Raw genomic sequence first — 17,547 nt, forward strand, 5'->3', positions numbered from 1 at the left:
GGTCGGAAACTCAGGAACTGGTCGGAAACAGTGAAACCGGTCGGAAAAACCCGAACCGGGCCGGGAAACTAACCCCGCAGGGGCTGGCAGTGCGGGCAGTAATACAGGTCCCGCAGCTCCAGCTCGTTGTCGCCGAACAGCTCATGGGCCACCTTGGTACCGCAGCGCAGGCAGCCGCGCTTCTCCCGGCGATAGACCCACAGCTGGTCCCGGCCCGCAGTACCGGTGGTGATCCGGCGTGACCGGTTCTTGTTCGCCTCGAGCAGCCTTTTGGACAGGTCCACCAGCCGGGACAGATCCGGCACCTGGGAAACCGGGGTTTTCGGATGCACGCCGGCCAGGAAACACAGCTCGCACCGGTACACGTTGCCCACCCCGGCCATGATCCGCTGGTCCAGCAGCGCCAGGCCAATGGGGCGGTCCGGTTCGGCCCGCAGCCGGCGCAGCGCCTCTTCCGCGTCCCAGTCCGCACCCAGCAGGTCGGGCCCCAGGTAGCCCACGGCGTCGTCCTCGTCCTTCCGCGCCACCACGCGCAGGAAGCCCAGGTCGAAGCCCACTATTTGGTGCGTGGCGGTTTCCAGCACGGCGCGGGCCTTAAACGCCGGCCGCCGCCACTTCCCGCCGCGGGGGTATACGTGCCAGAGGCCCTCCATTTTCAGGTGCGAGTGCAGGATCCAGCCCTCCGCAGGATCGCCGCCGCGGATCAGCAGATGCTTGCCGCGGGAGACGACGTCCTGCACCGTGTCACCGGTGAAGTCGGTAGTGGCAAACTTGGGGACCCGGAGATCGCACCGGGTAAGCTCCTGACCGGCCAGTGCGGCGTTGAGATCGCGGGCGGCCCGCCAGACGGTATCGCCTTCAGGCACGCCGCCTCCTTTCCGGATTCCGCAGGGAAGTCTCAGACACGGTACCGCAGCCCCTTGGGGGTGGTGTAAAAACCGGCGGCGGTCAATGCCCGCGCTGCCTCGGTGTCCAAGATATCCGCACCGTTGACCTTCTCGATGGCCATTTTCTCCGCCGCACCGCGCCGGATGATCTGGACCAGGGCGGCGGCGGAGAGCTGCAGCAGCTCCGGATCCTCCGTGAAGGTCAGCAGGGTCTTCCCGCCGCGTTCGGCATAGAGGGCCAGGTTGCCGTCCACCAGGACCACCAGCGCGCCGGCCTTGCGGCCAGGCCGGTGCCCGCCGTCCAGCGACGGCCAGGGCAGCGCGGCGCCGTACGGGTTGGCCGGGTCCGTGGCAGCGAGGGCGACGGCGGCGGGTTCGGGGGCTTTGAGCTGGGCGTCTTCGGAGAAGGACCGCAGCCGGTCCACCGTAGCGGGAACGGCAAACTGGGCCGCACCGAGCTGTTCAATGAAGTAGCCGCGCCGGCACCTGCCCATTTCCTCCAGCCGGGCGAGGACCCGGTAGAGCAGGGCGAAGCCGCCCACAGTTCCCTCGCTGGCCACCGAGCCGCGCGTGACCACACCGTAGCGGTCCAGCATCAGCTCGGCGGTGGCGTGCGCATGCAGGGTGGCGTCGGCCTCCACGGGCGGAAGCAGGCTCCAGCGTCCGGCGACCAGCGGCGGGGCGTTCCGCAGCGCCGCAGCGGCCGTGCCTCCGGCGGCAAGGCGCATTGAACTGCCCGTGAGCGAAGCGCCCGGTGCCCGGCCCAGCCGTCCCATCCGTGCGGTGCGTGCCCGCGGGGTGGCAGCCCGCTGCTTATGCGCTGTTTTCCCGCCCGAGAGCAGGGAACGCACCGGCGTGAACGTGTCATTGCTGATCTGTCCCGCCCAGGTGAGTTCCCACAGGGCGGAGACAATATTGGCATCGGTTTCGGCGGGCCCTACCGCTGCGAGGGTATCGCTGAGCTGGCGGAAGAAGTAGGCGCCGCCGTTGCCCAGGATTTCCAGCAGCCGCTGGTGCAGGGCACCCGGCTCGAAGTCCGGAGACGGGTTCAGGGTCAGCGGGGCGTTCTCCGCCAGGTGCAAGGCTATCCAGCCGTCGTTGCCGGGCAGGGACCCGTGGCCGGACCAGAGGACCTCGCCGGTGGCGGTCAGCTCATCCAGCATGGCCGGAGCATAGTCCCGCACCCGGGACCCGAGGATCAGCGGCTCCCAGGCCGATGCCGGAATGGGCACGCCGGAGAGCTGGTCAATTACGGTGGCCACGCCGTCGAGCCCGCGCAGCCCGGTTCCCACGTTCTGCCACACGGGAAGGAACCGGCCGTAGGTGGCGGGGTCCACCGGTTCCACCTCGGAACGCAGTGCCGCCAGCGAGCTGCGCCGCAGCCGCCGCAGCACCTCCACGTCACACCATTCGGTGCCGCCCGGGGTGCCCGGGACGGTGACGGTGGCGGCGGGAGTGGAATCCACGCCGTCGTTGGCGTCCAGCAGCAGGGTTTCCGCCGGCCGGAATTCGCCTTCAGCCACCCGGCCTTCGCCCGCCAGCCGCTGCAGGGTGCCGGTCACCACCGCAACACCCAGGCCCAGCCGCGCCGCAGCCTCGGCCGCGGTGAAGGGGCCATGCGTGCGCGCGTAGCGGCCCACCAGGTCCCCCAGCGGATCCGCCACCGGCTCAATGAAGGCGAGCGGAACACCCATGGGCAGCGGAACACCCAGGGCATCGCGCAGCCGGGCGGCGTCTTCAATGGCGGCGTACCGGGTGGTACCGGCCATGCCGATCTTCAGGGCACGATTGGCGCGGACCAGTGCCTCCAGCAGCTCCTCGGCGTAGTCCTGGGATGCCGGTTCGGGGGTGCTGCCTTCCGGGCCGGGTTCCGCAGGCTGCAGCCGGGCAGCCACCTCGGGAACGGACAGCGGACCGAGCAGGCGCAGCAGGTCGGCCACGCCTTCCAATCCGCGGACCTTGCGGTCCGGAGCCAGGCGCTGCAGCTCCTGCTCGATCCGGTGAATGATCCGTGCGTCCAGCAATTCGCGCAGCTCGGCCCGGCCCAGCAGCTCATTGAGCAGCGTCGGGTCCAGGGACAGGGCGGCGGCCCGGCGTTCGGCCAGCGGGGAGTCACCCTCGTAGAGGAAGGCGCCAACATAGCCGAAGAGCAGGGACCGGGCGAAAGGGGACGGCGAGGGGGTGGTGGTTTCCACCAGCCGGATCTCACGCCGCTCGATCCCGGCCGCAATGTCTTTCAAAGCCGGCAGATCGTAGACGTCCTGCAGGCATTCGCGCACGGTTTCAAGCACGATGGGAAAAGTCGGGTACTTCTTGGCGACATCCAGCAGCTGGGCGGAACGCTGCCGCTGCTGCCAGAGCGGGGTCCGCTTGGACGGGTTCTGCCGCGGCAGCAGCAGGGCGCGCGCCGCGCATTCGCGGAAACGCGAGGCGAACAGGGCGGACCCGCCCACCTCGGCGGTGACAATGGAGTCGAGTTCCTCGGGATCGAAAAGGAACAGCTCGGCGCCGGGCGGTTCATCCTCCATCAGCGGTACCCGCAGCACAATGCCGTCATCGGAGGCCATCGCCGAGCCGTCCAGCCCGTACTTCGCATGCAGCCGGGCCCCCACGGCCAGTGCCCAGGGCGCGTGGACCGGCATACCGTACGGGCTGTGCAGGACCACCCGCCAGTCGCCGAGTTCATCGTGGAAGCGTTCCACCACCAGGGATTTATCGTTGGGCACCACGTCCGTGGCCTGCTGCTGTTCGCGCAGGTAGGTGATCAGGTTTCCTGCGGCCCACTCGTCCAGCCCGACGGCGGCCAGCCGTTCGCGGGCGGCGGCGTCCTCCGAGCCGGCCATTTCCCGGACAAAGGCGCCCAGGGCACGGCCGAGTTCCACCGGCCGGCCCAGGGAGTCACCGCGCCAGAACGGCAGCTTGCCGGGCTGGCCGAACGCGGGGGAGACCAGCACCCGGTCATGGGTGATGTCCTCTATCCGCCAGCTGGTGGCACCAAGCGCGAAAACGTCTCCCACCCGGGACTCATAGACCATCTCCTCATCGAGTTCCCCGACCCGGCGGCTGTTTTTGCCTTCGGAATCACCCACCAGATAGACGCCGAAGAGCCCGCGGTCCGGGATGGTGCCGCCGGAAGTCACCGCCAGCCGCTGGGCGCCGGGCCGGCCGGTGATGGTCCCTTCGGTGCGGTCCCACACAATCCGCGGGCGCAGCTCGGCGAACTCGTCCGAGGGATAACGGCCGGAGAGCAGATCCAGGGTGGCGTCGAACGCGGAGCGCGGAAGGCCGGCGAACGGAGCGGACCGGCGGACGACGTCGAACCATTCCTCCACATCAATGGAACCCAGGGCGCAGGCCGCCACGGTCTGCTGCGCTAGGATATCCAGCGGGTTGGCCGGGATGGCCAGCGGCTCGATCTGGCCGGCCAGCATCCGCTCGGCGGTGACGGCGGAATTCAGCAGGTCCCCGCGGTGCTTGGGGAACATCACGCCCTGCGAGATTTCCCCGACCTGGTGTCCGGCCCGGCCCACGCGCTGCAGTCCGCTGGCCACGGACGGCGGGGATTCCACCTGTACCACCAGGTCCACAGCGCCCATATCGATGCCCAGTTCCAGCGAGCTGGTGGCCACCACACAGCGCAGCCGCCCGGATTTCAGGTCATCCTCGATCAGGGCACGCTGGTCCTTGGACACCGAGCCGTGGTGGGCGCGGGCGAGGAGGGGTCCGTCGTCGTCGACCGCCAGGTCCTCGCGGCGCAGGACCGAGACCCCGGCCTGGGCCATGATCTGGGCCGGCGGACGGGAGGTTCCTGTACGCGGAGCGGGCGCGGCGTCGTCGGTCCCGGTGGCCGCGGCGGCTGCCTCCAACCGGTAGGCGTGGATCTCGTTCAGGCGTGCGGTCAGCCGTTCGGCAAGCCTGCGGGAATTGGCAAACACAATGGTGGAGCGGTTGGCCTCAATAAGGTCGACAATCTTCTCCTCCACATGCGGCCAGATGCTCGCCTGCGGAGCGTAACCGCCCTCAACGGTGTCCTCGACCGCCGGAGCGCCGCCCAGGTCCGACATATCCTCCACCGGAACCGTGACCGTGAGGTTCCAGTTCTTCTTCGACTCCGGCGCCACGATCCGCACCGGCGCATTGCCGCCCAGGAAGCGGGCCACGGTTTCATGTGGTTCCACGGTGGCGGAGAGCCCGATCCGCTGCACCGGCTTCTCCAGCATCGCGTCCAGCCGGGCCAGGGTCACAGCCAGGTGTGCGCCGCGCTTGGTGCCGGCCACTGCGTGGACCTCATCCACAATGACGGTTTCCACCTCGGCGAGGGTTTCCCTGGCCTGCGAGGTCAGCATCAGGAACAGGGACTCCGGCGTGGTGATCAGGATGTCCGGCGGCCGGGTCAGCAGGGCGCGGCGCTCGTTCTGCGGGGTATCGCCGGAGCGTACGCCCACGGTGATGGACGGCGCCGGCAGGCCGAGCCGTTTGGCGGTCTGCGTAATGCCGATCAGCGGGGCCCGCAGGTTGCGCTCCACGTCCACGCCCAGGGCCTTCAGCGGCGAAATGTACAGCACCTTGGTTTTGCGTTTGGGTTCCTTGGCGCGCCGGGACCCGGAGACCTTGGTCTCGGCAGGCAGGGAAATGTCCAGGGTGGGATCTGTGTCCTGCGCCGCGGCGGCAATGAAGCTGTCCAGCGCCCAGAGGAACGCGGCCAGGGTTTTGCCGGATCCGGTAGGGGCAACCACCAGGGCGTTGGCGCCTTCGGACACCGCGTCCCACGCGCCCAGCTGCGCCGGTGTGGGCGCGGCGAAGGCACCCTCGAACCACTCCCGGGTGGCTGGGGTGAACTTGCCGAGCACGGTCCGGGCCTGCCGGGACAGGGCCTGCACCGAGGACGCCGATGTCATGCCACCATTCTTCCCCACTGCGCTGACAGTTTCCCCGCCGTCGCGGCGGGTTTGGCTGCAGGCCGAATATCAGCGGGCCTGCAGAACCCCAATGTGCAGCAGCTCAATGTCCTGGTTCAGGCAGCCGGTGGAGGGGTAGGTGATGGTCAGGGACGCGGTGTCCTCCGGCGGGTACACCAGCAGGGAGGCGGTGGGCTGTACCTGGCACTCGCCGTACTTCTGTGCCACGGTTTCCTGCAGTTCCGCGGCGGCGGACTGGCCCGGGGCCAGGGTGACCGGAACCGCCTGGGTGCCTTCTGTCCGGGCAGCGGGTGCGCCCACCTGGGTGCCCGCCGCGTCAAGGTAGGAGACGCCGGGGTAGCCGGCCAGCGTGCAGGAGTCATCGGCCGAGGTGTTGGTAAGCACCATGGCACGGTACACACCGCCGCCGGTCGCACCGCCGGGGACGTCCTCCACCGCGCCGCTAAGTGTGCCCGCCGTGCAGGGGGCCGGTCCGGCGGCCGCAGCCCCGGTGCTGGGTTCAGCCGCGGGGGTGCTTGGTGCAGCGGATGTGGAAGGCGCCGCGGACGGGGCGCTGGCAGTAGCGGTGGGGGAGGGGGAACTGGACCCGGCGTCGTCGCTGTCCGCGGAACCGCAGCCGGCCAGGGCCGCTCCGGAAAGGGTGAGGAGGGCCAACAGGGTGAGTGCCTTGCGTGCTGGGGCTGTAGCGGCGCGGGAAACGGCGGTTCGGGTGTTCATGCTCTCACCCTGTCCCGGCGCCGGGGGTGCGTCAATCCGCCCCGCTGGGCGGGGCGGAAAGACGCAAAACCGTTACGGGTTCCCGGGAATGCGCTAGCCCCGGCTGCGGCCCCGGGTACGGATCAGTGCGGTGACGCCGGCGGCCAGGCCAAGCAGCCCGGCACCCAGTCCGGTGTACCCGGCAATTGCGGCGGCCTCGGTATCGTCGTCCCGCTCCTCCGCATCTTCCCGGTCGGAGCCGGCAGGTGTGCCGTGGTCGTCACCGTGCCCGCCGTTGTGGTCGTCGTCGGCCTCCGTGATGGTTACCACCGGGGCAGGTGAGTCCAGATCGTGCGCGGACTGCCCCTCCGCGGGCACCTGCGCCCAATCGGTTTCGCCCTCGGTGCAGGTCTGCAGGACGGGGAAAGCCAGGGTGGCGCCCTCATCCTCCGGCAGCGTGACGCTGAGCGTAAAGGTGTCCCGCACGCCGTCGGCCAACGGGTCCTTGGCGGTGTACACCACGGCGCTGGTGCGCGTGCTGACCTGTGAGCCGTTGGGCAGGGTCCGGGGTTCGGAGAGTTCCTCGGTGACCTTTTTGACGTCCCAGCCTGCGTGCGCGGTGGGAGTGGCATCCGTCAGCTCATCGGGAAGCGTGAAGGTCAGGGCCGTGGTGGGGGAGCCTTCGCAGCCGTGCGAGAGGTCAAAGGTGAGCAGGGCCGTGTCGCCGGCGCCCGTGGTGTCCGGAGTGACGTGGACGTGGGCAGCGGCAGAGCCGAGGCCCAGGGTCATCAGGGCGGCGGTGCCGCCGGCGGCAAGCAGGGCAGAGGTGCGGGTACGCATGGGTAAGCCTTTCAATGGCGCGCAGGGGCGCCGGGAGCCGCAGATTGCGGCAAGGGATAAGGAAAAAGGTTTAGGCCAAGGCGTACGACGGCGGTCCGCGCACCGGGCGGGCGGGGCAGTGCCGGGAGCGGGCCCGGCCGGGCGTCGGTGCAGGAACGGCCGCGGGGCGAATGATCCGGAAGGTGTGGGGCACCGGAGCGGTGAACAGCGGGCGCAGCCAGGCCGCAGCTGCGTGCAGCGCATCTTCGCCGCGGGCCAGTGCCAGAGTTGTGAGGACCACTGCCGCAAGGTGCGCCAGGAACAGGGCGGGGCCGGCGTCGTGCAGGCCGTGCCCTGCCGCAGCAGGTACGGCCGCCGGCAGGCAGTCCAGCACCGCGCCATGGTGGCCGCCGTGCCCGGGCCCGGGAGTGCAGGAGACGGGATTGGCCGGCGTGAGCAGTGCGAAGGCCTGGTGCAGGCCAAGCTGGGCGGCACCGAGCACCAGGAACAGGCGCCCCGGGCGGAACCTGCGCCCCGCCGTGGCTGTGACGCCGGCGAGCGTAAAAGCGCCGAGGGCGAACAGCAGGACGGGCGCGGGAAGCGTTCCGCCCGCTGCCGTGTGTGCACCCACGGCCAGGGCCAGGATTACTGCGGTGGCGGCTGCGGCACGCAGCAGCCGGAAGGGGTCAGTGCGCTGGGGCATGGCTCCCTTTCCGCTCCTGCCGGCTGCGGCGCAGGGCCAGCCGGACTGCTAAAAAAACTGCCCCCAGTTTACCCCGGTCCGCTGCCCGGTCCGGCCGGATGTGAGGCGTGCCTATTCGTGGTGATAGGGGCGGCCGCCGGCAATTTCCTGCGCCCGGTAAACCTGCTCGGCCAGGATCAGCCGGACCAGCTGGTGCGGGAAAACCAGGGGGGAGAGGGACCAGACAAAGTCCGCCCGGTCATGCACGCTCTGATCCACACCGTATGCTCCGCCGATGATCAGCGTGACGTTGCGGGACGAGTCCAGCGGTTTCTGCAGTGTCTTGGCCAGGGCAGGGGAAGTGATGGCCTTGCCGCGCTCATCCAGCAGGATCACATAGTCGGAGCCCGCCTTGGCCAGCAGCCGCTCGGATTCCTCCTTGCGGGCAGCATCCCCCTCGCGGGCCGAATGCGGAATGGGAACCCAGGTCAGGTCGAAGGGCTTCTTCAGCCGCTTTTCGTACCGCCGAATACCGTCAACCACCCAGTCCTCGTGCTTGCGGCCCACCATCAGAACTCTTAATGCCATAGGTCCATTGAAGCCCGGAACCCCGCTCCGGAGGTAACCGGAGGAACCGACCGCCGGTATGTCCCGCCCGGCGGTGAAGGGGCTTACACTGCCCAACAAGGAAGGGCCGGGGAACTCCGGCCTGTCTTCGACGGCGGAAGCCAAGGAGGAATGACCATGCGTTCAACGCGTGCGGTGGTACTGGGTGGCGGCGGAGTTGCCGGCATCGCCTGGGAAATAGGACTGCTGGCGGAACTGCTGGATCTGGGGGTGGACCTGAACGAGGCGGATCTGGTGGTGGGAACCTCGGCGGGGTCCGTGGTGGGCACCGCCCTGCGGTTCGGGCAGGTGCCGGCCGCCGTGGCCGCGCAGGAAACCGCTGAGGACGGGGCCGGCGCCGAGGACTACCGGGAGCCCGACTCGTTCGACGGTGAGCGGTTTATGAACATCATGGCCGCCGCCGGGCAGGGCGGCGGCGGGGAAAAGGCCGCCCGTGCACGGCTGGGCCGGTTGGCCTTGAAGGCCGACACCCAGCTGACCGAGGAGGCCTGGGTGAACAGCATCAGGATGCTGGTTCCGTACCCGGCCTGGCCGGAAAAAGCCCTTGGCGTCACCGCCGTTGACGCCGAGGACGGCAGCTTCACGGTGTTCGATTCAGGGTCCGGCGTAGACCTGGGGCTGGCCGTCACCGCCAGCTGTACGGTTCCCACGGTGTGGCCACCGGTGCACATCAACGGCCGGGTCTACATGGATGGCGGCATGCGCTCGGGGACCAATGCGGACGTCGCCGCCGGACACCACAAAGTCCTGGTGATTTCCTGCGGGTTGGAGGCACCGCAGAGCCCGTTTGGCCCCACCCTGCCGCAGGCACTGAAAACCATTAGCAAAGATGGCAAATCATTCCTCATCGAGGCCGATGCCCAGGCGCTGCAGGCTTTCGGCACCAACATGCTCCTGGACTCCACCCGCAAACCGTCCCTGGCTGCCGGCCGGCGGCAGGCGAAAGAGATTGCCGACGACGTCCGGCGCTTCTGGGAAGACTGACGCCCAGGCGGGCTCGCCCCGCCTAGCGGCCGTCGGCGTCGACGTCGGCTTCCAGATCGGAGCCCGGCTCGATGACCACCCCGTCTTCGCGCTGTTCAACGCCGGCACCCTGTGCCTGCTCCCGGTCCGGTCCAGCTGAAGGGGCAGGGGCGCCCGCCGCCTCTGCCTCTTCGCGTTCCTGAATGTGCTTGACCAGGAACTCCAGTTCGTCGCTGTACTGCTGCAGCCGGTCCGTGCGGGTCTCGTTGGCCAGGGCCAGGACCAGCTCCGTCTGGCGGTTGCGCAGCTGGGCAAGGGTGGGCTGTGATCCGTTGTTGTCCATGTGCTTCATCCTACAAAGGCCAGCGGTCGATGCGGAGATGGCCGGATGGGCTTTAGTAAGTTTGCTTAGTACCTATGGGTTGGGCTAGTTTTCTGTCATCGGCCTGCTGGTCGCCACGTCTGGCGTCCTAATCCGATGCGGGCCAGATTTGCGGAGGTGAATAGTGTTCTTCCATAAGCAGGAACTTCAGTTCAAGGCCACACCGGATAAGCCGGATGCCGTCTACGCACGCAAACTCCAGGAAGTGCTCGGCGGCCAGTACGGGGAAATCACCGTAGCCATGCAGTACGGCTTCCAGTCCTGGAATTCACACCTTCCCGGCAAGTACCGGGATCTTCTCTACGGCATTGCCGCTGAAGAAATGGGCCACGTTGAAATGCTGGCCATCATGATCGCCCAGCTGCTCGAAAAGGCACCACTGGGGATTACGGACGACGCCGTCCAGTCCGACCCGACCATCGCAGCCGTGGTGGGCGGCATGGATGTGCAGCACGCCATTGTGGCCGGTGCCGGCGCCCGTCCCGTGGACAGCAACGGCAACCCGTGGACTGCCGGCTACGTGACCGCTTCCGGCAACCTGCTGGCCGACTTCACGGCCAACGCCAACGCCGAGATGCAGGGCCGTCTGGCCGTGGCGCGGCTCTACCACATGACCGATGACAAGGGCGTGCGGGATCTGCTCTCCTTCCTGCTGGCCCGCGACACCATGCACCAGAACCAGTGGACCGCAGCTGCGAAGGAACTGCAGGAAGAGGGCTACGAGCTCCTGCCGGTGCCGAGCAACTTCCCGATCAAGAAGGAAGAGCGTGAAGTGTCCTACCAGTACCTGAACTTCTCCGACGGCAAGCACGCGTCCGAGGGCTCCTGGGCCTCCGGCCCCACCCCGGATGGCAAGGGCGAGTTCAGCTACCACGAGGGCCCGACGACGACGGCGCCCATGCCGGATGTCACCCGCCCCGATGCGCGCTACTACGGCACCACCGATGTTCCCAATGTGGTGGAAAAGGTAGCTGGCACGGTTCAGGACAAACTGCACCGCGAGTAGCTGCGTCGTGAGTTAGCGGGACGGGGCCCGGAGGCCGCAACCTGGCCAGGTGGCGGCCTCCGGGCCCCTTGTGCCTGCGGGCGCACCCCGGCTGGAACGCCATCCGGCCGGCGGAACCTACTCGCCCGAGCTTTCGCGCGAGGTGATGCTGAAGGCGGGGGACTGCAGCTCGGTGAAGTTCCCGACGCTGGCCCGCACCGTGCACTGCGGGGAGATCTGCAGGGCCGTCACGGTGAGGCCCGAGCTGTCTACTGCCAGGGCGCCGCCGCATCCGTCGGAGAAGCGCAGGCCCTTTTCCCCACCGGTCACCGCGGTGAGCATCTGGGAGGGCCTGCCGGAGGCAGGACTGACGTACAGCGGGTTAAGCTCGTCGGCGCCGCCGGCCCATACGGGAAGCAGAGTGATTTTCAGGGGGCTGGGCGTCACCACGCGGGCCGGGGTGCGTACTTCCACGCCCATCAGGCGCTGGGCGGGGTACGCCGTGCCTTTCACATCGGGATCCTGTGCCGCTGCGGCTGTGGCCTCGGCCCCGGCACGCAGCCACTGATCGAATGCCTGCTGGTCAGCCGGTGCCACCGCCACTTCGGCGCTAACCTCCACTGACCCTCCGGCCGGAACCTCCAAATCTGAAAGTTTCCAGCCGCACTCCACGTCCAGACCGGTAATGGAGGCCTGGTTCCGGCTCACCGCAGCACCCTCCCAGGTGACCGCGGGGCACCCGTCAGCTTCGGCCAGTCCCGGGATGACTTCAAGGAAATCACCGGACAAGGGGGCCTTCTGTGCCGCATAGGCGAGCGTAAGCCGGACCTTCCCGCTGGACGGCTCGAAGGATGCACTCCGGGAAATGCTCAGGCCGGTAGGCATGGCGGTTCCTGCCACCTGCGTGGAGAGGCGCTCGGCGGCAACTGCGGTATCGGCTTTCTTTCCGGAAGGCGCGAGGACCACGAACCCAACCACCATGGCAACGAGGAGGAGCACTGCAGTGCCGGCAAGAAGCAGTGCCTTGCGGGTTCGCCAGAACGGCGTCTCCTCGGGTTCCGCGGCTGCGGCGGACTCTGAACGGGAGGAGAGCTCGCGGCGCGGCATGGGCCGGGCAATGGTGGCATTGCCTGCTTCCCCGAGTTCGGGCACCACGGTGCTGACGCCCTCCGCCGGAGGTGAGGCCAGGTCCGTGAGGTCCGCGTCCGAAAACGCTCCCCGGACCAGGGTGGCCGGGCGTTCGATCTCGTCGAACTCGGTGGGGGCCTCCCCGCGTGGCAGGGGAGCCTGATCCGCCAGGCGGGGCGCGAGGCGGCGGAGTTTGGCGGCGGCTTCGGGGGCGGTGGGCCTGCCGGCCGGGTCCTTGGACAGCAGCCCGTCCAGGACGGCCCAGAGCTCATCATCCACCGGGATCCGCGGGGGCCGGGAGGACACATGGCGGTAGGCGACGCTGAAGTCCGGTCCGGGACCGGCAAACGGCGTGCGGCCCGCAAGGAGCTCGTAGAGGAGAACCCCGGTGGAATACACGTCACCGGCCGGGCCGGACCGCCCACGGCTGATGAGCTCGGGCGGCATGTACTGCGGCGTGCCGATCAGTCCGGTGGTCTCGCGTATCCGTTCGCCCACCACATCGGCAATGCCGAAGTCCGAAACCCGGACGTCGCCCGGGGACCACTGGGGCCAGGGCTGATCCAGCAGGACATTGTCCGGCTTGATGTCGCGGTGAGTGATGCCTTTGGAATGGGCGGACGCCAGCGCATCGAAGACTTCGGCGGCGACGGTCAGGGCGTCCGCCGGCCGGAGCGGACCGACGTCCTTCACTACTTCGCGCAGGGAGCCGCCGGCCACGTAATCCATCACGATGGCCAGGCGCGAGCCCTCCACCACCATGTCGCGCACGGTAACAATGTTCGAACCCTGGAGTCCGAGCAGCACCGACCGTTCGCGGACAAACCGTTCTACCAGCGAGGGATCATCGGCATGTTCGGGGCGCAGGATCTTGGCAGCAAACGTCCGGCCTTCGGTGGACGTAACCGTCCAGACCTCGCCGGCAGCACCCGAGCCCACGCGCTCGCCGAAGCGGTAGGACGCTCCCAGGGCCTGGCCCGTTTGTGCCAATTGCATGCCTTACTCCCCAACGCTGATGTTCTGTTTCCCCAAGCACCGCCACATTTCCCGGCCCGCTGCAGGAGCGGGCTAGGAGCCGACCCCGGCGCTGATCGACTGGATCAGCGCCATCCTGCCGCCGATTCCGATGTACCCGCGTCCGGTGGTGATGGCCACGGGGGCCTTCCGCGGGAGCATGCCGCCCAGCAGCTCGCCGTCGTAATCTACATCGGGTTGCAGCAGGACACCCAGCCGGGATTTGCGCACTGTCTTGGTCCAATGACTGTACAGCCCGCGCAGATCCGCTGAGCGTCCCGCCGCGATGACACACAGTCCGGCCTGCCCGGAGGCCACCACGCCGCCAATGGACTGATCGGCGTCCTCGAACCGCTCGGCGTCGTCAATGAGCAGGAACACCGGTCCGCGCTCGAGCCGGAGCGAAGCCAGCAGGGCGGGCACTTCGTCCGTGCCGACGGCGACCCGGTCCAGGTCCGCGGAGGCCAGTGGAGAGCGGCGGTCACAGATGCCCCACACCTGCGCCGGCCCCTGCGGCGTGACCGCACCCCGCAGGGCGCCGGCCAGGGCCAGCAGCAGCGTGGACTTTCCGGAGCGGGCCGGACCTGCAATCAGGGCGTGCTCACCCTCATAAATCTCCAGGAAGGCGGGGGAGAAATCGGCTTCCTGCATACCCACCGGGATCAGCCAGGGCTCGCCCTCCAACTGCGGCCGTGCGCCCAGCTCCTCCAGCGTGATGTCTGAGGGCAGGCGCCGGATGGCCGGAGCCTTCGCGGGCACGTCCCCCCAGATCTGCCGGACCCGTTCCACTGCCGCTGCTATTCCGACGGCGGGGGTGGCAACATGCATCTGGAGCGTGTTCCGCGGATCCACGCAGCGTCCGGGAAGGGGAGCGGGGATCGCTTTGCCGCGGATGCCGAGGGAGGAATAGTCGTAGGTGTCCGCGAGGCGGAAAAGCCAGCGCTGCAGCGTCACTTCGTTCATGGCGGTGGGAACCGCCTTGGCGCGGGTGGTGGAGACGGCGAAGGACAGGCCCAGGGCAGGGCCGTCAGCGTACGCCCGGTACAGCAGGTCCAGCAGCTGCTGGCCTTCATAGTCCTGGAACTCATCACGCAATGACGCCAGACCGTCCAGCAGCACCACGGTGCGGCTCTTCCTGCTCGGATCCGCGCGGCGGGCTTCCATTTCAGTGTGCAGGTGCCGCAGGAAGCGGGCCTGCTGCTCCTTGGCGCCGGCGCCGGTGCCCACATAGGCCACGGTGTGCGGCAGGTCCTTGAGCACTTCGAGCTCCCGGGAACCCATGTCCAGGATCATCAGGTCCAGATCCGCCGGATCCGTGGAGCTGGCCAGGGTCAGCGCGATGGAAGCCAGGGTAGTCGTGGTGCCGGAACCGGCCACGCCCAGGAGCATCAGGTTTCCGGCATTCATGTCCCACCCGGAGGGGGACTGGCGCTGCAGCTCCGGTTCGTCCATCAGGGTGACAAGGACCGAGGAACCCTCGACTCCGCCCACCGCCGGGACGGCGGGGTCTGTGGTCGTCGTTCCGTCCGGCGCGACGTCGTCGGACCCTTCGGTTTCACCCGGTGCGGTCTCACCCGGTTCGGTGCCGGCGTGTTCCGTGCCGGTGTGGGGGAGGAAGCCCGCGAGTTCCACGCGTTCACCCAGGGCTTCGGGCCAGACCGGCCGCGGCGGGGCGTACCCGGCGTCGGCGTTGGCCTCGACGATGGCGTCAATGAGCAGGTCCAGATCATTCTCGTCTGCGACGGCGGAGCGCGGCGGTGCGGGCGGCGGGACCGGGACGCCGAACGGGCCGATCTCGCGGACATCCACCGCGGGTCCGCCGCCAATCTGCGCGCGTCCGGTGACCAGCGCGGTCTGCACGGGGGTGATGTCGTCCTGGCCCAGTTTCACGTAGGCACGCCCCATCTGGGCCCGGCCGATCGCCGAGGCGTCGGGGACACCGATGACGTTGTTGGAGTCTTCACGGCTCTGCACCCGCAGGGCCACGCGCAGGTTGGTATTGGCCAGGATGTCGTCATTAACGACGCCGGCGGGCCGCTGCGTCGCCAGGATCATGTGCACGCCCAGGGTACGGCCCACGGCGCCCACGCTGACCAGCGCCTGCAGCACGTCCGGGAAGTCCTTGGCCAGCATGGCGAACTCGTCAATCACCAGCAGCAGCCGGGGCATCGGCTCGGCCGGGTTGGTGGCCATGTAGGCGGGAAGGTTGTCGATGCCTTCGCCGGCGGCTGCGAATACACGCTGCCGGCGTTCCATTTCGGCTTCCAGGGCCTGCAGGGCGCGGTCCGCGAGCTGTTCGTCCAGGTTGGAAATGGTGCCGATGGTGTGCGGCAGGCGTTCACACGCCTTGAACGCTGCACCGCCCTTGAAGTCGATCAGGATGAAGTTCAGCCGGGTGGGGTCATTGCGTGCCGCGAGGCCGGCTACGAATGAGCGCAGGAATTCGGACTTGCCGGATCCGGTGGTGCCGCCGACGAGCCCGTGCGGGCCGTCCTTGACCAGGTCCAGGCTCAGGGCCCCGTCCTCGCCGGTGCCGATGGGAGCGGATATTCCGGTGGGTGCGTCCCAGAGCCGGCGGATGGCCGGGGCGTCGGGCTGGCTGTAGCCCAGCAGGTCGGGCAGCCGGACGAGGGGCGGCAGTGAGGCGCCGGGGACGTTGAGTTCCGGATCGTCGAAGTGCGCCACGCGCATGGCGCAGCGCAGGGCTTCCTCGTGATCGAGCCCGGCCAGGATGACATCTTCAACGCGGGTGAGGTCCTCGGGCTGATCCAGTGTGGCCGCCGAGTCTTCCCCCACCCTGATGATCGAGGTGCAGGAGGCAGGCAGCTGTTCCTCCGACGTCGCAATCACGATCCCGGCGGCCCGGGACGGCCGGTCCTTCGGGTTGACGTGCGCTCCGGGCGCGGAGCGGCCCATACCGAGCAGGGCGCGGGCGGGGGCGTCGCGCCCTTCGGTGAGTACCTCGGAATCCAGCACCACCAGCAGGGCCGGGGTGGGCAGTTCCTCAACGGTGTCCTTGAGCGCCCGCAGCATGGCGACACTGGTTTCCCGGTGGGAGGACATCCACCGCTGGCCATTGCTGCTCCCGGCCTGGCGCGTATGCGGCAGCCAGGAGGCCCATTCCCACTCCTCAGCCCGGCCGGCGTCGCAGAAGACGCCCACGGTCAGGTCCGCCGGACCCACATGCACCGCGGCCTGGACCAGCAGCGACCGCGCGAGGGCGAGTGCACCCTCGCGCGGACCCACAATGCCCACCACGCCGGCGTCGGTCAGGTCCACCAGAACCGGCGCGGCGAGCAGCCGCGCGGCGGCCAGGGATTCCTTGACCTTTTCGTCCAGGCGGGAGGATGCGGCGCGGTCCACCTCGGGTTTCCACGGCACGTCACCCGTGCCGGCATGCAGGGCGAGGAAATCGTCCGCGTCGGCCCGGCGCTGCCACAGGGAGGTGGCAGGCAGTGCGGGGCGGCGCACCACCGTGGCGGGATCCGGAATCATCCGGTGGCGGCGGGCCGTCTCCGCCTCGGCAGCCGTGCGGATCTGCTGCTCGAATTCCTGAATCGCCCCGGTGAAGCGTTCGTCCTCGTCCTTCAAGCCGCGGGTATGCCGGCGCTTTTGCTCGAACCACATGCCCACGGCCATGACGGGACTGAGCATGGCAAACATGGCAAAGCGCATATCGCCCAGGACCGCCACCATCACGCCCGCCATCACCAGCGGTGCCAGCACCGTAATGTAACTGAACTTGCTGGCCGGCGGTACGTCCTTGCGGGTCGGCGGCACCAACGCGTCCCCGGCGGGGGCCTGCCCCGGGCGGGGCGGACGGTTAAACGGTGCCGTTGCTGCCGGAGTGAGGTTGTGCAGGCTGCCGGGCGCCGGGGCGGGGGTTTCGTCCAGCGAGCGTCGCAGGAGAAGAACGGTGCCGCCGGCGGTGACGGTCGCGGTGTCTTCCACCAGGATGCCTTCTTCACCCACGGGCTCGCCGTTGACCAGGGTGCCGTTGGTGGACCCGCTGTCCAGGACCCGCAGCCCGTCCTCTTCCCGCCGCAGGCGGCAGTGGTCCCAGGAGGCGCTTTCGGCCGGAAGGGTCAGGTCCGCGTGCGGCGACCGGCCAATGAGCATTTCCCGGCCCTGCGGGACACTGGTCACGCTGCCGGCGCTCTTGCCGCCGGCCAGGGTCACGCTCCACCCGCGCACCCGCGGTGTGGACGGCCACGGTGTGCGGGCGATGCGGCTGCCTTCGAGCAGCACCAGTTCGGAGACCGGGGTGGAACCGGAGACCTCGGACTCGTTCAGGAACACTGCCTCGTCAGGGGCGAGGCGCGGCCCGCCGGCCGTCTCCACGAGGTCTGCCAGCGTGGTGGACGGGGCGGCGTGCGCCACTTCGCACTCGAAGCGGCGCTCGTCCAGATCGATCAGCAAACGCACCGGGGCGTTCCTTCCATTGA

Annotated in this window: 11 protein-coding genes; 2 read left to right on the forward strand and 9 right to left on the reverse strand. The window is 68.8% G+C overall.

Translation table 11 applies throughout. The annotated features are described in order from the left end of the window. Positions 1-68: 68 nt before the first annotated feature. From QWJ37_RS15530 to QWJ37_RS15555, 6 genes are all read right to left on the reverse strand, one after another. The gene (locus tag QWJ37_RS15530; RefSeq protein WP_290245868.1) at positions 69-866 is read right to left on the reverse strand and encodes a DNA-formamidopyrimidine glycosylase family protein; all 798 of its coding nucleotides are present in this window, start codon (positions 864-866) and stop codon (positions 69-71) included. A 32-nt stretch (positions 867-898) separates the two neighbouring features. Continuing rightward, positions 899-5,785 (reverse strand): ATP-dependent helicase, encoded by a 4,887-nt coding sequence (locus QWJ37_RS15535; protein WP_290245869.1) that lies wholly within the window; start codon positions 5,783-5,785, stop codon positions 899-901. Positions 5,786-5,854: 69 nt separating this feature from the next. Continuing rightward, positions 5,855-6,523 (reverse strand): DUF4232 domain-containing protein, encoded by a 669-nt coding sequence (locus QWJ37_RS15540; protein WP_290245870.1) that lies wholly within the window; start codon positions 6,521-6,523, stop codon positions 5,855-5,857. 93 nt (positions 6,524-6,616) lie between these two features. Further along, positions 6,617-7,342 carry a YcnI family protein gene (locus QWJ37_RS15545; protein WP_290245871.1) on the reverse strand — a complete coding sequence of 242 codons (726 nt, stop codon included), beginning with the start codon at positions 7,340-7,342 and terminating at the stop codon, positions 6,617-6,619. 70 nt (positions 7,343-7,412) lie between these two features. Further along, entirely contained in the window at positions 7,413-8,024 is a 612-nt protein-coding gene (locus QWJ37_RS15550; RefSeq protein WP_227904963.1) for a hypothetical protein, read from the reverse strand. A gap of 111 nt (positions 8,025-8,135) precedes the next feature. Beyond that, positions 8,136-8,591: a 23S rRNA (pseudouridine(1915)-N(3))-methyltransferase RlmH gene (locus QWJ37_RS15555; protein WP_227904966.1), complete on the reverse strand. Its 456-nt coding sequence runs from the start codon at positions 8,589-8,591 to the stop codon at positions 8,136-8,138. Between the two features lie 156 nt (positions 8,592-8,747). Here QWJ37_RS15555 and QWJ37_RS15560 point away from each other — a divergent pair, with 156 nt between their 5' ends. After that, complete coding sequence (locus QWJ37_RS15560) at positions 8,748-9,614, forward strand: patatin-like phospholipase family protein (protein ID WP_227904969.1); 867 nt, start codon at positions 8,748-8,750, stop codon at positions 9,612-9,614. Positions 9,615-9,636: 22 nt separating this feature from the next. On the opposite strand, the gene QWJ37_RS15565 is transcribed toward QWJ37_RS15560, so the two are convergent. Continuing rightward, positions 9,637-9,936 (reverse strand): hypothetical protein, encoded by a 300-nt coding sequence (locus QWJ37_RS15565; protein ID WP_227904971.1) that lies wholly within the window; start codon positions 9,934-9,936, stop codon positions 9,637-9,639. 163 nt (positions 9,937-10,099) lie between these two features. Between QWJ37_RS15565 and QWJ37_RS15570 the strand changes: the two genes are divergently transcribed. Then, positions 10,100-10,981 carry a manganese catalase family protein gene (locus tag QWJ37_RS15570; protein ID WP_227929361.1) on the forward strand — a complete coding sequence of 294 codons (882 nt, stop codon included), beginning with the start codon at positions 10,100-10,102 and terminating at the stop codon, positions 10,979-10,981. Positions 10,982-11,098: 117 nt separating this feature from the next. On the opposite strand, the gene QWJ37_RS15575 is transcribed toward QWJ37_RS15570, so the two are convergent. Next, positions 11,099-13,084, reverse strand: coding sequence for a serine/threonine-protein kinase (locus QWJ37_RS15575; RefSeq protein ID WP_290245872.1), 1,986 nt, complete (start codon positions 13,082-13,084; stop codon positions 11,099-11,101). A 72-nt stretch (positions 13,085-13,156) separates the two neighbouring features. Continuing rightward, the gene (locus QWJ37_RS15580) at positions 13,157-17,527 is read right to left on the reverse strand and encodes an FtsK/SpoIIIE domain-containing protein (protein ID WP_290245873.1); all 4,371 of its coding nucleotides are present in this window, start codon (positions 17,525-17,527) and stop codon (positions 13,157-13,159) included. Positions 17,528-17,547 lie beyond the last annotated feature (20 nt).

It is taken from the genome of Arthrobacter sp. YD2 (genome assembly GCF_030410475.1).
Taxonomy (GTDB): domain Bacteria; phylum Actinomycetota; class Actinomycetes; order Actinomycetales; family Micrococcaceae; genus Arthrobacter_B; species Arthrobacter_B zhangbolii.

Bases quoted from the DNA above. Each gene is read 5' to 3' on its own strand.
- QWJ37_RS15545 (WP_290245871.1), bottom strand. From the start codon at position 7,342: ATGCGTACCCGCACCTCTGCCCTGCTTGCCGCCGGCGGCACCGCCGCC.
- QWJ37_RS15540 (WP_290245870.1), bottom strand. From the start codon at position 6,523: ATGAACACCCGAACCGCCGTTTCCCGCGCCGCTACAGCCCCAGCACGC.
- QWJ37_RS15535 (WP_290245869.1), bottom strand. From the start codon at position 5,785: ATGACATCGGCGTCCTCGGTGCAGGCCCTGTCCCGGCAGGCCCGGACC.
- QWJ37_RS15560 (WP_227904969.1), top strand. From the start codon at position 8,748: ATGCGTTCAACGCGTGCGGTGGTACTGGGTGGCGGCGGAGTTGCCGGC.
- QWJ37_RS15565 (WP_227904971.1), bottom strand. From the start codon at position 9,936: ATGGACAACAACGGATCACAGCCCACCCTTGCCCAGCTGCGCAACCGC.
- QWJ37_RS15555 (WP_227904966.1), bottom strand. From the start codon at position 8,591: ATGGCATTAAGAGTTCTGATGGTGGGCCGCAAGCACGAGGACTGGGTG.
- QWJ37_RS15575 (WP_290245872.1), bottom strand. From the start codon at position 13,084: ATGCAATTGGCACAAACGGGCCAGGCCCTGGGAGCGTCCTACCGCTTC.
- QWJ37_RS15550 (WP_227904963.1), bottom strand. From the start codon at position 8,024: ATGCCCCAGCGCACTGACCCCTTCCGGCTGCTGCGTGCCGCAGCCGCC.